We start from the raw sequence: 15,033 nt of genomic DNA on the forward strand, positions 1-15,033 counted from the left end.
CCCGTGAGCTCCACCGCCACCATTCTCGCGCTCACCCGGGACGGTCGGGTGCTTGTCGACGCCTCCGGCCGACCCACCGCCGTCTCCCACCACTACCCGGCACACCGCCTGGTGCGCATCGACCCCGACACCCGGGCCATCCGCCTGGATGACGACGAGGTGGCCCGCGAGATTGCCTCCGGCGAGGGGATCCGGGCAGCGGGCATCCGCGGGCGGTTGGGGGATCGTCGAGTAGCCAAGGCGCTGGCGCTTCTGGACAATCGCGACCGGCTGAGGTTCGATCCCCGCGACGGCAGCGCGGTGACCTTCGACGACGACGGGCGCGTCGCCCGGGGTGCCTCCGGGCGGATGATTTTCCCCCGCACCGACCCGGCGGTGATCGGTCTGGTGAGCCTCGCGGGTAACGATGAGGTGCTCATCGCCAGGAACGTCCGTGGAAATTTCTTCTCGCTCATCGCGGGATTCGTCGACCCCGGGGAGAACCTGGAGGAGGCCTTCGAGCGGGAGGTGTGGGAGGAGACCGCCCGTCGGGTCAGCGACATCGCCTACTGGGGAAGCCAGCCCTGGCCGCCGGGCGGGTCATTGATGATGGGATTCACCGCGCGGACCTCGGACAGGGACGCGCTCGCGGAGACGGACGGCGAGCTCGCCGAGACGGTCTGGGTCAGCCCCGCGACCATTGCGGACTACCCGCTGGCCCCGGAGGGTTCGATCGCCCGGGACATGCTGAACCACTGGTATTTTGGGCAGACCGGGAAGGTGTTGGAGAGCTCATGATCAACCTCGAGGAACTGGACCCGGATCAGCGCGTCGCCGCCACGGCCCCGCGCGGACCGGTGTGCATTCTCGCTGGTGCGGGAACAGGCAAGACCCGCACGATCACCTACCGCATCGCGCACCTGGTGGACTCGGGATTCGTCGGTCAGCACCGTGTGCTGGCCGTGACCTTCACCAACCGTGCCGCGGGGGAGATGCGTGACCGGCTCACGCAGATGGGCATCGGCGCCGTGCAGGCGCGCACCTTCCACGCCGCCGCACTGCGGCAGCTGCGCTACTTCTGGCCGCAGGTTGCCGGCGATCTGCCCTGGCGTCTGCTGGACAACAAGTTTCCGCTGGTGGGCCGGGCAACCCGGTCTGTCGGCCTGGAATCCTCCACGGACAACGTGCGTGACCTGCTCGGCGAGATCGAGTGGGCCAAGGCCACGCTCATCACGCCGGAGAGTTACCCGGAACGGGTCGGGGCCTTCGACCGCACCCCGCCTTTCGATCCCGCGAAGGTCGCGGAGGTCTATCGGCGCTACGAGGACTCCAAGACCACGGAGGAGGGCATGCTGCTCGACTTCGATGACCTCCTGCTGCACGTCGCCGGCGCCCTGGAGAACGCCCCGGCCGTGGCGGAGGAGTTCCATCAGCAGTACCGCTCGTTTGTCGTCGACGAGTACCAGGACGTCACCCCGCTGCAGCAGCGGGTGCTCGAGGCGTGGCTGGGGGAGCGTGACGACCTCACCGTCGTCGGCGACGCGAACCAGACCATCTACTCCTTCACCGGGGCTACCCCGGAGTATCTGCTCAACTTCTCCAGGACGTACGAGAACGCGACCGTCGTCAAGCTCCAGCGGGACTACCGGTCGACGCCGCAGGTCACGGACCTGGCCAACACGGTGATCGCCAAGGCGAGCGGCCGGATGGCTGGCACGCGCCTCGAGCTGCAGGGCATGCGCGCCCCCGGCCCCGAGCCGCAGTTCCACACCTACGACGACGAGCCGACCGAGGCGCGGGAGGTCGCCGGCCAGATTCTCACGTTGCTTAACGACGGCGTCCCTGCCAGCGAAATCGCCGTGCTCTACCGCATCAACGCCCAGTCGCAGGCGTTTGAGACCGCGCTGGCGGACGCCGGCATCGTCTACCAGGTCAAGGGCGGGGAGGGTTTCTTCTACCGCCCGGAGATCCGCCAGGCCGTGACCGAGCTGACCAAGGCCAGCCGGAGAAATGACCTGCCGGATGACCCGGTGGCCATCGCCCGGGCGGCGCTCGTTCCCCTGGGCTTCAGCGCGAACGAGCCCGAGGGTGCGCAGGCCCGCGAGCGCTGGCAGTCGCTGAACGCGCTGGTGGAGCTCGTCGAGGAGATCGTGCGCGGCACGCCGGGGATCGATCTGCTCGGGGTGCTCGCCAGCCTGCGCCAGCGGGCGGAGTCGAAGCAGCCCCCCACCATGCAGGGAGTGACCCTGGCCAGCCTCCACGCGGCCAAGGGCCTGGAGTGGGACGCGGTCTTCCTCGTCGGGCTGGTGGACAACACCCTGCCCATCTCGCATGCGATCAAGGCGGGTGACCATCAGATCGAGGAGGAACGCCGCCTGTTCTACGTGGGCATCACGCGTGCCCGCGAGCACCTGCACCTCTCCCACGCCCTCGCCCGCCAGGAGGGTGGGCGCAAGTCGCGCAAGAGTTCCCGATTCCTCGAGGGCATCGCCCCGGCATCCGCGTCGGCGGTGGCCTCGGGGCGTGCGGACCGGCCGAAGCGCTGCTCGGTGTGCGGTAAACCCCTGAACACCCCGGGCGAAAAGGTGCTGGGCAGGCACGAGGAGTGCCCGTCGGGTGCGGACGAGAAAGTCTTCGAGACCTTGCGGTCCTGGCGGGCCGACGTGGCCAAGGAGGAGAACGTCCCCGCCTACATCATCTTCTCCGACGCCACCCTCATGGCCGTCGCCGAGGCGCTACCGGCGAACGAGAACGAGCTGCTGGGCGTCTCCGGCATTGGACCGGTGAAGGTCGAGCGCTACGGCGGCGACCTGCTGGGAGTGCTGCACCAGTTCCGCTAGGCGGCACGGACGCCCGCGACCCCCAGCTCAAAACAGGCGGGACAGCCGGGGTGGGCCGCCAGCGAGAAGCGCTGCGCGCGGTCGGGGCAGTGCGGGTCGATCAGCAGACACTCCCCGTCCACGACCGCGGCGGGCCGCGCGGCGAGCAGGGACAGCACCATGCTCGCGGCGGATGCCGCGGTCGCCGCCACTGCCACGGGGTCCTGGCGCAGGGGAGAAGCTTCCCCGGCGACGACGATGAAGGGGCCGTCCTGACGCACCCAGTGCAGCTCCACGCACAAGGGGCAGGGGCCACCGGCTTTCCGGCCGCCGGGGCGGACCGGTCCCACCAGCCCCCGGGAATCCAGCGCGGTCACCGAGAGAACCGGGTTCCCGGTGGAGGCCACCAGCCCCGCCGCCCGGGCCGTCCAGCCGAACTGGTCTACCAGCACCACGGGCCGCGCCGGGGAGATCCCGGGAATCACCTCCTCGATGCCCTCGTCGCCCACGGGGATGCGCACGGCCACACCCAGCGACCGGAGCAGCCGGGTGAGCTCCAGCGCGAGTCGGGATCTGCCCACGACCAGGACTTCCAACCGGCGGACCGGACGGGCAATGCCGAAGCCGAGCAGCTCGTCGACGAGACACCGGGCGAGAACGTCGTCGAGGCCGGCGGCAGCGAGGGCGGTGAGGAGGTCGTCGATACGCGTCGGTTGCTCGAGCACCGCCAGGCACCGGGCGATCGCCGGGGCGTCGGGGACCTCCACGATGCCCGCGCGTGAGGCGTCGAGGCCGAACTGGATGGCCCTGTCACCGCGGAGGAGAACCTGGGCGGAGGGGTTGAGCATGATCAGGGGGTCGACGGGTGTCACATCTACTATTGACTCCCATGGACACCGCTTCGGTTCCCCCGGGCGGGGACGGCCTGAAAAACGTGCACGTCATCCGTTCCGCGAAACGACGCAAGACCGTGCAGGCCCGGGTGGTGGGCGACGTCGTCGAGGTGCGCATTCCCGCCCGGATGACTCGCGCGCAGGAACGCGAGGCGGTGAGCGGGATCGTCGAGAAGCTGCGGCGCAAGACCACGGTGGCGCCGGTGAGCGACGAGGCACTGGCCGAGCGGGCGGAGGTTCTCAACGCCGAGGTGCTGGAGGGCCGCGCGACGGTGGGGTCGATCCGGTGGGTGAGCAACCAGAACTCGCGGTGGGGTTCGTGCTCCACGTCGACCGGGGACATCCGGATCAGCGACCGGCTGCGCGAGGTCCCGGGTTATGTCCTCGACTCCGTGCTCGTGCACGAGATGGTGCACACGTTCATCCCCGGGCACACCAGAGAATTCCACCGCTGGGCTGACCGAGCCCCGCGCGCCGAACGGGCGGCGGGGTACCTCGAGGCCTACTCGCGGTGGGGGAGCTAGAGCTCGGTCCCGTCCTGGGAGCCGTCGTCCTTGCCGCGCTCCTGGTCGTCCTCGGAGGGGCCGGTCTCGCCGGAGCGCAGCATCTCCTCCAGCTTGGCGAACTCCTCGTCGAAGCCCGTGTCGCCGGCCTCGTCGAGCAGACCGTCGATGAAGTCGGCGGGCGCATCGAGGTGCTCGGCGGTGGGCAGGAAGTCGGGGTGGTCCCAGACCTGGTCGCGACGCTCGGCGCCGACCGCCACGGTGGAGCGACGCCAGAGCTCGACCGCCTCGGCGACCTTGGGGGCGTCGAACTTGATGCCCACGACCTTGGAGAAGGCGTTCTCCGCGCTGCCGCCGGTGGCACGACGTCGCCGCCACGCCTCGGTCAGGCGGGCGGTAGAGGGGATGCGCTCGCCGAGAGCCTCGTCGACGACGAACTCGGCCCAGCCCTCGACCAGCGCGAGCAGGGTCTCCAGCCGGGAGACGGCCTGGGCGTTGCGCGAGGCGATCTTCGGGGACATGTCCATGCCCTGCAGCCGGCCCAGGGCGTCCTGGATCGCCTGCGGATCGCCGGACTCGAGGTTGAGCTCGCGGGTGGCTTCCTCGATGTGGGAGGTGTCGATTACCAGGCCGGCCGCGTACTCCTCCACGGAGGACACGAGGCGCTCTACGAGCCACGGCACATGCTTGAACAGTCGCTGACGTGCGGCTTCGCGTGCGGCGATGTAGACGAGCACCTCCTGGTCCGCGATACCCAGATCCTTCGCGGCCTTCTGCACGTTGGCCGGGAGGACGGCGATGGTGCCGTCGGGGGCCACCGGGAGGCCGAAGTCGGAGCCGGTGAGGGCCTGCTTGGCCAGGTCACCGAGGGCGTGGCCCAGCTGCATGCCGAAGTTCATGCTGGACATCTGCCGCATCATCGTGGTCATCGGGCCCATCATCTCCCGGGCCTCGGCGGGCATGGCGTCCAGCTGCGCGTCGTTCATGTGCTTGGCGACGGGCGAGACCATGCGCTTCCATTTCGGCAACGTGTTCTCCAGCCAGTCCTCGGCGTTCCACGCCCCCGCCTTCCCGTTGACCGCGGGCAGCGTGGTGGCGTCATCGAGCCAGAGCTCGGCGAGGCGCACGGCCTCGGTCACCGCGACCTGATCCTGCTGGCGTACGGGCTGCGCTGAGCCGATCTGCTGGCGGGCGATGCGGGTGGCCAGGTCGTAGTTGACCCCGCCACCGTCCTTGCCCTGGGCTTCCTCGGAGTTCATGGAGGATCCCATGCCGGAGAGCATCTGCCCGAACTGGTTGAGAATGTCACCCAGCCCGTTGGCGCCCCCTGCGCCACCCGATCCGAAGCCGAAGGCCCCGAACGGGTTCTGGTTGCCTCCGCGGTCACGACCGTTCTCGTCGTCATCGTCGCTGGAGAAGGAAAATCCGAATCCGTTGTCGCTCATGGTGTCCAACCTACCGGCACCCGTCGCAGGCTGGCCATGATGACTGCAACGCTGACAGCGAACACAGGTACGCTCAGTCGTCGTGAAACTCCCGCCCGAACCCTCAGCGCAGTCCGACCCGTCCGAGCACGAGGTCGGCCGCGCACACGACGACGGGGACCGGGCAGCCCCGCGTCGCCTCGACACCGCGCTCTGGGGCGCCGTCCCGGTGGTGGTGCTCGCCTCCCTCATGGTCATGGACCACGTCCCCTTCACCGACATCTCGCTGGCGGTTCCCTACGCGGCGGAGGGTCCGGGCCCGATGTTCGACACCCTCGGCGAGGTCGAGGGGGAGCAGGTCGTGTCCATCGACGGTGCGGACACCGACGAGACCGCGGGCGAGCTCAACATGACCACCGTGTCCGTGCGAACGAACATGAGCTTGGCGCAGGCGGCGGCCCGCTGGGTGGGCACCGACGACGATCTCGTGCCCATCGAGCAGGTCTTCCCCCCGAACGTCTCCGAGGAGGACGTGCAGAAGTCCAACGAGGCGGCCTTCCTCATGTCGGAGTCCGCCGCGACCGTCGCTGCCATGCACTACCTGGGCGCCGAGGTCAAGGTCGTGGTGGCGGAGGTGCTGGAGGGCTCCCCGGCGCAGGGCCCGCTGCAGGCCGACGACGTGATCACCCACGTCGACGGACGGGAGGTCGACCAGCCCGGACAGGTGCAGGACCTGGTCAGGGCGAAGAAGCCGGGCGAGGAGGTGGCCCTCACCGTGGACCGGGGCGGCCACGAGGAGCACGTCACCGTGACCCTGGCGGAGAGTGACGAGGATCCGCACGTGCCCCAGGTGGGCATCCTCATGACGTCCGCGCCCGTGGAGGACATCAAGGTCAACTACAACCTGCAGGATGTGGGTGGGCCGTCGGCGGGCATGATGTTCTCTCTCGCCGTGATCGACAAACTGTCCCCGGGGGAGCTCAACGGGGGCCGGGTCGTCGCCGGCACCGGCACCATCGCCGAGAGCGGGGAGGTCGGCCCGATCGGCGGCATCGTGCACAAGGTCGAGGCCGCGGAGGAGAACGGCGTGGAGCTGTTCCTGGCCCCCTCCTCGAACTGTGCGGAGGCGATGAGCAGGGATCGGGGCGATCTGGTGGTGGCGTCCGTCGATACGCTCGAAGATGCCGTCACCGCTATGGAGGACTTCACGGCGGGCCGGGACGTGAAGACCTGCCAGCCCTAGCGGGACTGCGTCGACGTCGTGGCCGGCGTGGATTCCTCGGCCGCGGTTGAAGTGGCCGCGGTAGTCTCCGCCCCTTCAGCGCTCTCGGCGTCGAACGGCGGCTCGGTGAGCCCCAGCTCCTCGATCTTCTTGTCCGGGTCCTCGATGTCCGAGGACACGAGCTGCTGCATGACCTGACCCTCGTCGTTGTCCACCACGGTGATCACCGCGGTGGTGCCGAGCGTGGACCAGCCCACCACGAACCGCCCGGTGTCCGCGACCACCTGTGAGCTGCGCAGTTCCGTGATCAGCTGGGTGGTGGAGGCGGCCTTGGACTTGGAGTCGAAGAACTGGAAGGACCCGACCTCCGACCCCGCGCACTCGTAGGAGCCCTCGAGCCCGGTGGGGTCGCAGCTGTCGAAGCTCTCCCACAGCGAGGCCGGTGCCAGGGTGGAGAAGACCTCCCGCGCCTCCGTCACCCCGTCGGCCGAGGAAGCCTTGGACGTGGAGGTGGGGGTCTCGCTTGTCGACGGCCGTGTCGACGTGGCCGTCTCGGCGGAGGTCTCCGTCGCCGAGGTGGTCGGCTCGACGCTGGTGGTGGTCTGCTCCTCAGGGGTGGCCGGCTGGTCGGGGTCCGAGCACGCGGTCAGCGCCACGGCTGCCAGCGTCGCGGAGACGCCCGCGGTGATCCGTCGCGCACTGAGGCTGCGGTGGCGGGGCAGTTTGGACACAGGATTCTCCCGGGGGCTTATCGACGGCACAGATGCGTTCCCATTCTATGTCAGCTACGCCAGGTCATCCGGATCCTGTTCCAGGCCATGGCGCAGGGCGGCGAGAACCCCCGGGGCCACACCCGGCCCGCCGCGCAGTTCCACCTCGTCCTCGGCGAACGGCCCCCGCTCGCTGAGCTCCTCCTCCGTCGGCCGCAGCTGCAGAAGCGTGAGCTCCTTTCCCTCCTCGCGCAGCACCCCGGAGAACAGGCGGGCGGGGCGGGGCTCGGCGTCGTCACCCTCCGACGCATCGCGGAACGAGATCTCCTGCGCAAGGACCGCGCCGGCGATCTGCGCGGGCCAGGCGATGCGGGAGCAGTAGTCCACCAGTTCCTCGCTGCCGGCAGGGAGGTTGTCGGGGAGGTTGTCCTGCACCACCAGGGTCAGGGGAGTGGTGGCGTCATCCGGGTCGAGCTGGTCCACGAGCAGCTCGGTGGGGACCAGTCCGAACAGCGTCGGTTCCGCGTCCCAGCCCTCGGCGTGGACGAAGTCCACCGCCTCGCGCATCGCCGCGTTCAACGCCTGTTGTGGGTATCCGGTGGCAGTCATAAATTGGCCCCTTCGTTTTGTTCGTCGGAAAACTTCCTTAGAGTGGAGGACTGTACTGCTTGAACACGGCCTGAATTCGGCATGGCCCGCCGCAACCCCGAAGGAGTTAGGTCTTGTCGACCGGAACTTCCCCCTATTCCCCGGCGCCCAGGCGCCCGTCGCGCGCCCTGAGCTGGATCGTGGGCCTCGTCGCCGCGATCCTCATCCTGCTGCCGATGGCGGTGGGTTTCTACACCGACTGGCTGTGGTTCGGATCCCTGAATTTCCGGGGTGTCTTCACCGTCACCTACGTCACCCGCATTCTCCTCTTCCTCGTCTTCGGGCTTGTCGGGGCGGGAATCACCTGGGCGGCGGGATACTTCACCTGGCGGGGCCGCCCGCGCGACGTCGACGTCTTTGACATCAACTCGCCCGTCGCCCAGTACCGCGAGAACATCGAACGTTCGGTCCGCGCGCTGCTGCTGTTTCTCCCCGTTGTCGTCGGCCTGGTGTCCGGGTTCATCGGGCAGGCCACCTGGCGGGTGGTCCTGCTGTTCCTCAACCGCACCGAGTTCGGCGTAGCCGACCAGCAGTTCGGGCGCGACTACGGCTTCTACGCCTTCACCATGCCGTTCCTCCAGGTGATCTCCAGCACGCTCGGCCTGCTGCTCATCATTGCCTTCCTCGTGGCGCTGGTCGGGCACTATCTGCTCGGTGGTATCCGGATCGGCAACCGTGTCGCCGGAGTCACGGGTCACGTGTCCAACACCGCACGGGTCCAGCTCGCCGTCACCGCCGGTCTGTGGATGCTGGTCCAAGCCTTCAACTACTGGCTGGGCCGCTTCGGTCTGCTCTACACCGAGCACGACATCTTCACCGGTGGCGGCTTCACCGACATCAACGCGGTCCTGCCCGCGCGCATCATCCTCACGGTTATCGCTGTGGTGGTCGCGGCGGCGTTCTTCGTCTCCGTGATCTACAAGGACCTGCGTGTCCCGGCCATCGCCGTGGTTCTCATGCTCGTCTCCGCCATTGCCGTCGGCACGGTCTGGCCGCTCGTCATGGAGCAGTTCTCCGTGCAGCCGAACCGTCAGGCCAAGGAGAACGAGTACATCGGCCGCAACATCGAGTCGACCCGCTTCGCCTACGGGCTCACTGACGAGAAGGTGGACTTCGAGGAGAACTGGGGTGCGGGTGAGGTTTCCGACGACGCCGTGGGTTCCGACGTGAACACCATCTCGAACATCCGACTGCTCGACCCGGACATCATCTCCCCGACGTTCACGCAGATGCAGCAGCTGCGCAACTTCTACGGGTTCCCCGACACGCTGAGCATGGACCGCTACCAGATCGACGGCGAAATGCGTGACTTCGTCGTCGCCGCCCGCGAACTGGATCCCAACGCCCTGCAGGAGAACCAGGAGGAGTGGATCAACCGGCACACGGTCTACACCCACGGCAACGGCTTCGTCGCCGCCCAGGCCAACACCGTGGACGAGGCACCGCAGGAGGCCGGCTCCACGCGCGGCGGCTTCCCCGTGTTCACCGTCTCCGACCTCCAGAGCAACGCCATCGCCGAGGCCAGCGAGCAGGCCGAGGAGCTGGGCATCGTCGCCGACCAGCCGCGCATCTACTACGGACCCGTCATTGCTTCGGCTGACGACGGCGTGGACTACGCCATCGTCGGTGACAACGGTCAGGGCCCGGTCGAATACGACACGGACAACACCCAGTTCACCTACGACGGCGAGGGAGGCGTGGAGATCGGCAACTGGGTCAACCGCGCCGCCTACGCCGTGAAGAACCGTGAGCTCAACCTCATCCTCTCCGACCGGGTGGGCCCCAGCTCGAAGATCCTCTACGACCGCGACCCCGCCGAGCGGGTCGAGGCGGTCGCCCCGTGGCTGACCACCGACTCCGAGGTGTACCCCGCGGTCGTCGACGGCCGCATCAAGTGGATCGTCGACGGCTACACCACCCTCAGCCAGCTGCCCTACAGCGAGCAGACCTCGCTCACGGAATCGACGCAGGACACCCTGAACCCCGACGGCACCACCAACCTCATCAACGAGGAGGTCGGTTACATCCGCAACTCGGTCAAGGCTACGGTCGACGCCTACGACGGCAGCGTGGAGCTCTACGAGTTCGACACCGAGGATCCCGTCCTCCAGGCATGGCGGGGAGTTTTCCCGGACACGGTCAAGCCGGAGAGTGAGATCCCCGATACTCTCCGCGAGCACTTCCGCTACCCCATGGACATGTTCAAGGTGCAGCGCGAACTGCTGGCCCGCTACCACGTCAACGACCCGGGCGTCTTCTTCAACAACGACGCCTTCTGGTCCGTGCCCGGCGACCCGACCGCCAGCGGCGCGAACGAGACCCTCAACCAGCCGCCGTACTACGTCATGGCCGCCGACCCGCAGAACCCGGACGAGGCGACCTTCCAGCTGCTCACCCCGTACCGCGGGCTTCAGCGTGAGTTCCTGGCCGCGCACATGACGGTCAGCTCTGATCCGGAGAACTACGGCAAGATCACCGTCCGGGTGCTGCCCACCACCACGCAGACCCAGGGTCCGCGCCAGGCGCAGGACGCCATGATGTCCTCGGACCAGGTCGCCCGGGACCGGACGCTGTGGGAGGGCACCAACACCCTGTACAACGGCAACCTGCTGGCGCTCCCGCTCGGAGACGGCGAGGTGCTCTACGTGGAGCCGATCTATTCCCAGCGTTCGAACCAGGACTCGGCTTTCCCCAAGCTGCTGCGCATGCTCGTGTCCTATAAGGGCCGGGTGGGCTATGCGCCGACCATCGCCCAGGCACTCGAGCAGGTGGGCATCAGCTCGGAAGCCGCCCAGGAAGTGGTGGGGGAGGCCTCCACCGCCTCAGACGGAGAGGCCGCGGCGCAGGCTGAGGGCGACTCCGCGGAGGCGACTCCGGCGCCGTCCGCTCCCGCGGGTGGCTCAGGCAGCGAGGGAGAGGCGATCGAGCGCATCAACGACGCGCTGAAGAAACTCGACGAGTCCAAGGGCGGCTCCTTCGAGGAGTACGGCGCGGCGCTCGACGAGGTGGACAAGGCCGTGGCCGCGTACCAGGAAATGCAGCGCTGATAACCGTGCTGCCCTGGGGATTTGGTTCCCCGGGGGAGCGGCGTTAGAGTAGTCCATGTCGCCGAGACAAGATGGTAAACATCAAGAATCGGCGAGGTGAATTGAAGAAGATCACCCGACGCGGGGTGGAGCAGCTCGGTAGCTCGCTGGGCTCATAACCCAGAGGTCGCAGGTTCGAATCCTGTCCCCGCTACAAAGAAAGGCCCCGTACCAGTGTGAACGCTGGCACGGGGTTCTTTTATTTTTGGTTGAAGCTTCCGAATGTCGCTTTGGATGTCGCTTAAGGCGTCTGATTCTGTCGCTCGGTCACCATTCTTGGGTTTTGTGCCCGTGTCGCAGCTTTCATGCGGGAGCTTGTATGGCTTATGATACAAAATGCCTCTTAACGTGGCTTAACGTAGATAAATGCTACTAAACTAGAGGGACAACGCCTTAATGAGGGTTAACGAGAAGACCACAGACCAATTTGTTCGGCGCATTTTGCGTGAAATTGGCATCACAGCGCCGTACGAGCAGAGCATTGCGGACGCGCCGAAGTATCTCTACGACGCGATGGAGGGCGCGTCTAAGGGCACCGGCGGCGGGCGTGGAAAGCCGGAGTTCGTATTTGAGTCTGACCGGTTCATCGTCGTCATCGAGGATAAACCGGAGATTGACTTCAGCCTCCTTTACGATGCCGATGACCAGCTCGATTTGTCCCATCCGGCCCGCGCCACTCATGCACTCAACGGGGCCGTGCACTACGCAAAGTACTTCGCGGACCGGACGGGCAAGCGCGTTTTCGCTGTCGGTGTGGCTGGCAACGAGACGCTGCATGACCTCACGATCGCCTTCGTTGCGCCGAACTCTGTGCCACGCCTCATCGATGCGCTGGACAACCTGGAGAACCTAGGGCCAGACAAGATTGAGGAGTACTACCGGGTCAAGGTTCTCGGCGAGCTGCCGCGTGAGGAGCGAGAGGCCCGCGAGGTTCGTGCTGTCGCGGCAGATCTACACGAGGCGATGCGCAACTATGCCTCCCTGGAGGGCGAACGGAAAGCAACGCTGGTGTCCGCTATCCTGCTTGCACTCAAATACCGCCCTAACCTGTTGGATGACCTCATTGGGGAACAGAAGGGCGGGTACAAGGACGGAGAGAAAGTCTACAAAGCGGCCAAAGAGTACCTGGAGAGCGATCTCACCGACTTCATGCCGAAGCAAAAGGTGGGCGCGCTGCTCGACCAGTTCGTCTTCATCAAGTCACACGTGCTACTCAACAAGAAGAATAACAACCTGGGTGATGTGACCCCGCTGCATAAATACACCGAGACACTAAAGGCAGACATCCTTGATGCCATCTCGCAGCCGGGCAATAGCAGTTTCGACGTGCTGGGAAGCTTCTACGGTGAGTTCGTCAAGTACGGTGGCTCGGATGGCAGCGCGCTCGGTATCGTCCTGACCCCGCACCATATCACCGAGTTGATGGCCGATTTGATAGACGTCAATGCCGACGACGTGGTTGTTGACCCGGCAGCAGGTACGGCGTCCTTCCTTATCGCCTCGATGAACCGCATGTTCCGCGACGCTCACGCCCGCTACAGTAACAACGCGGCGGTGCTCCAGGCCAGGCTCGAAGACATTCGTAAGAACCGTCTACATGGTGTGGAACTCCAGGACAAGCTGTTTGCTATCGGCACCACCAACATGATTCTGCGTGGTGATGGCAAGGCCAATTTCCAACGCCACAACTTCTTTGACCTCGATATCCACGAGCTGCGTGGGGATGTCCTCGACCCTGGGACGGGCACATGGCTTAGCGGCCACGGCTTCACCAAGGTGCTCATCAACCCGCCATATAGTCAGTCCAAAAACAAAGAGACTCGTCACCTATCGGAGTTGTCTTTCGTTAGCCGCGCTCTGGACCTGCTCGATGTGCGTGGTCGTCTGGCCGCCATTGTGCCCCAGTCGGCGATGGTGGGTAAGACCAGGGAAGATAGGGAGCTGAAAGAGCGTATCATGCGTCACCACACGCTCGATGCTGTCATCACGATGAACCCCGATACGTTTCACGGCGTCGGTGTCCACACAGTCATTGCACTATTTACTGCGGGCGTCGCGCATCCCGAACATAAACAGACCGCCTTCGTAAATTTCAAGAAAGACGGCTACAAGGTCCGTCAGCATGTCGGTCTGGTAGGTGAAGGCAACGAGGATTCTTATAAGCAGCGTCTTCTGTCGGTGCTTAATGATGGGGTTCCTGCCGACACTCATTTCGTCGTGCGTTCAGAGGTCACCGCTAAGGACGAATGGCAGCACAGTTACTTCTATTTCAACGACCAGCCGCCAACCTACGAAGACTTTCTTAGGACTTTCGCTGATTACCTGACGTGGGAGACTGACATGCATGCGCACGGGCAGGGGGGCCTAATCGGTGCAGAGAGTGCCTCGGACGGAGAGCTGCAATGAGTATGTATGAAAAACTCGACTTTGCGCCGATGCTGTTGATTAAGGTCTTTGATGAGGTGCGAGCGGCTGGAAAATGGTTTGACCTCGTGAATGGTGAGCAAGGAGGACAGGGGAGGTTTCCCTATGTGGCTCGGAACGGCACCTCGAACGGGGTAGCTGCCTTTGTCCCGTCACAAGGTTTCCCTCCAAGCAACCCTGGGAATGTAATCACCGTGGGTGTATCGACTGCGACCGTGTTCTACCAACCTAGGTCGTTCTATTCCGGCAAGGAGATACAGGTACTGTCGCATCCAAAAATGAATTTCTATAGCGGGCTGTTCCTTGTTACTGTCCTGCGTCAACAAAAAGGTAAGTTTCAGTGGGGAAATGGCGCCTCACTTCAGCGCCTTAAAGCTACGCACATCATGGTCCCCGTTACCAACAACCCGGCAGGTGAAACTGTGCCCGACTGGGGAGGTATGGAAGCGCTAGGCCGAGAGCTACGAGAGCAGACCCTCCAAGCCCGTGCACATGTGCTGCGGACTGCTCTAGACAGCGATTCTGAACTACCGGAGCTGGACTTCGCGCCGATGCTGTTGACCGAGGTCTTCGAAAAAGTCCGATCATCGAAGGCGTGGTACGACAAGATTCAGCTTGAACTAATAGGAGTCCCACAATATCCATTCGTATCCCGGTCTGGTGCCGGTAACAGCATTGTCGGCTTTGTGCCCCGGCAGGGTAAGCCGCCCGAGAGAGGCAATGTGATTTCACTCGGTCTTGATACTCAGACCCTTGGGTATCAACCTGTGGACTTCTACACCAGCCAGAACGTTCAAATTCTGGAGCACCAACAGCTTAACGTCGACAACGCCTTTGTGCTAATGACGGCCATCAAGCAGCAGCTTGGGAAGTTCTCTTGGGGAGGAAATGGCGCGACCCTCAAGCGCCTCAAGGCCACGCATATCATGGTCCCAGTCATCACCACGCCTGCAGGCGAAACTGTCCCAGACTGGGAGGGCATGACTACATACGGGGGCGCAATGCGTGTGCGCGTAGAGAATACCGTCCGTGCGTCGGTGACCACAGAAGAAGGTGTCCATGCCTAGTGTGCACGGTCCGCTGATTGGTGCGCAGGTTAAACGTCTGCGTATTGAGCGAGGTTGGACGCAGGAAGAGCTGGCCCGATATTCTGAGGTTTCACGGCCGACCATTGCCCGTTTAGCCTTGATCCACCGATCTGCTTGATGTCCGGGGGCTCACTCGAATTTGAGCTCGGACACGATGAGCGGGCAGGAGGTAGTGTCCCGGTCTCTCACCGGTCTCTTCCACACTGAGCTTCCCGGAGGCTCCTCCATAACTCCGGT

The 15,033-nt window shown here is 65.2% G+C and carries 12 protein-coding genes and 1 tRNA gene; 9 read left to right on the forward strand and 4 right to left on the reverse strand.

The window, feature by feature from the left end; translation table 11 throughout:
* The first annotated feature begins 3 nt into the window (after positions 1-3).
* Both CDOO_RS03645 and CDOO_RS03650 read left to right on the forward strand, forming a co-directional pair.
* Complete coding sequence (locus CDOO_RS03645; protein WP_018021105.1) at positions 4-777, forward strand: NAD(+) diphosphatase; 774 nt, start codon at positions 4-6, stop codon at positions 775-777.
* Entirely contained in the window at positions 774-2,819 is a 2,046-nt protein-coding gene (locus tag CDOO_RS03650) for an ATP-dependent DNA helicase UvrD2 (RefSeq protein WP_018021104.1), read from the forward strand. Before CDOO_RS03645 ends, CDOO_RS03650 begins: the two co-directional genes overlap by 4 nt.
* On the opposite strand, the gene CDOO_RS03655 is transcribed toward CDOO_RS03650, so the two are convergent.
* Positions 2,816-3,670, reverse strand: coding sequence for a hypothetical protein (locus CDOO_RS03655; RefSeq protein WP_018021103.1), 855 nt, complete (start codon positions 3,668-3,670; stop codon positions 2,816-2,818). The two genes, CDOO_RS03650 and CDOO_RS03655, sit on opposite strands and share 4 nt — an antisense overlap.
* Before the next feature lie 17 nt (positions 3,671-3,687).
* On the opposite strand from CDOO_RS03655, the gene CDOO_RS03660 reads away from it, so the two are divergent.
* Entirely contained in the window at positions 3,688-4,215 is a 528-nt protein-coding gene (locus CDOO_RS03660; RefSeq protein ID WP_018021102.1) for a M48 metallopeptidase family protein, read from the forward strand.
* Here CDOO_RS03660 and CDOO_RS03665 read toward each other — a convergent pair.
* Positions 4,212-5,639, reverse strand: coding sequence for a zinc-dependent metalloprotease (locus CDOO_RS03665; protein WP_018021101.1), 1,428 nt, complete (start codon positions 5,637-5,639; stop codon positions 4,212-4,214). The two genes, CDOO_RS03660 and CDOO_RS03665, sit on opposite strands and share 4 nt — an antisense overlap.
* An 82-nt stretch (positions 5,640-5,721) precedes the next feature.
* On the opposite strand from CDOO_RS03665, the gene CDOO_RS03670 reads away from it, so the two are divergent.
* Positions 5,722-6,861, forward strand: coding sequence for a YlbL family protein (locus CDOO_RS03670; RefSeq protein WP_018021100.1), 1,140 nt, complete (start codon positions 5,722-5,724; stop codon positions 6,859-6,861).
* Here CDOO_RS03670 and CDOO_RS03675 read toward each other — a convergent pair.
* Together CDOO_RS03675 and CDOO_RS03680 are read right to left on the reverse strand one after the other, a co-directional pair.
* Positions 6,858-7,571, reverse strand: a complete 714-nt coding sequence (locus tag CDOO_RS03675) for a hypothetical protein (protein WP_018021099.1) — start codon at positions 7,569-7,571, stop codon at positions 6,858-6,860. The two genes, CDOO_RS03670 and CDOO_RS03675, sit on opposite strands and share 4 nt — an antisense overlap.
* 54 nt (positions 7,572-7,625) lie before the next feature.
* The gene (locus CDOO_RS03680) at positions 7,626-8,159 is read right to left on the reverse strand and encodes a PPA1309 family protein (RefSeq protein ID WP_020384548.1); all 534 of its coding nucleotides are present in this window, start codon (positions 8,157-8,159) and stop codon (positions 7,626-7,628) included.
* A gap of 113 nt (positions 8,160-8,272) precedes the next feature.
* Between CDOO_RS03680 and CDOO_RS03685 the strand changes: the two genes are divergently transcribed.
* The 5 genes from CDOO_RS03685 to CDOO_RS14495 all read left to right on the forward strand — a co-directional run bounded on the left by CDOO_RS03685 (position 8,273) and on the right by CDOO_RS14495 (position 14,914).
* Complete coding sequence (locus CDOO_RS03685) at positions 8,273-11,245, forward strand: UPF0182 family protein (protein ID WP_018021097.1); 2,973 nt, start codon at positions 8,273-8,275, stop codon at positions 11,243-11,245.
* A 119-nt stretch (positions 11,246-11,364) separates the two neighbouring features.
* Positions 11,365-11,438 (forward strand) — tRNA-Met (locus CDOO_RS03690).
* Between the two features lie 242 nt (positions 11,439-11,680).
* Positions 11,681-13,690: an HsdM family class I SAM-dependent methyltransferase gene (locus CDOO_RS03695; protein WP_018021096.1), complete on the forward strand. Its 2,010-nt coding sequence runs from the start codon at positions 11,681-11,683 to the stop codon at positions 13,688-13,690.
* A complete protein-coding gene (locus tag CDOO_RS13525; RefSeq protein WP_081610310.1) occupies positions 13,687-14,775 on the forward strand; it encodes a restriction endonuclease subunit S in 1,089 nt (362 codons plus the stop codon). Before CDOO_RS03695 ends, CDOO_RS13525 begins: the two co-directional genes overlap by 4 nt.
* Complete coding sequence (locus CDOO_RS14495) at positions 14,768-14,914, forward strand: helix-turn-helix transcriptional regulator (protein ID WP_081610309.1); 147 nt, start codon at positions 14,768-14,770, stop codon at positions 14,912-14,914. Before CDOO_RS13525 ends, CDOO_RS14495 begins: the two co-directional genes overlap by 8 nt.
* Positions 14,915-15,033 lie beyond the last annotated feature (119 nt).

Source organism: Corynebacterium doosanense CAU 212 = DSM 45436, from assembly GCF_000767055.1.
GTDB lineage: Bacteria > Actinomycetota > Actinomycetes > Mycobacteriales > Mycobacteriaceae > Corynebacterium > Corynebacterium doosanense.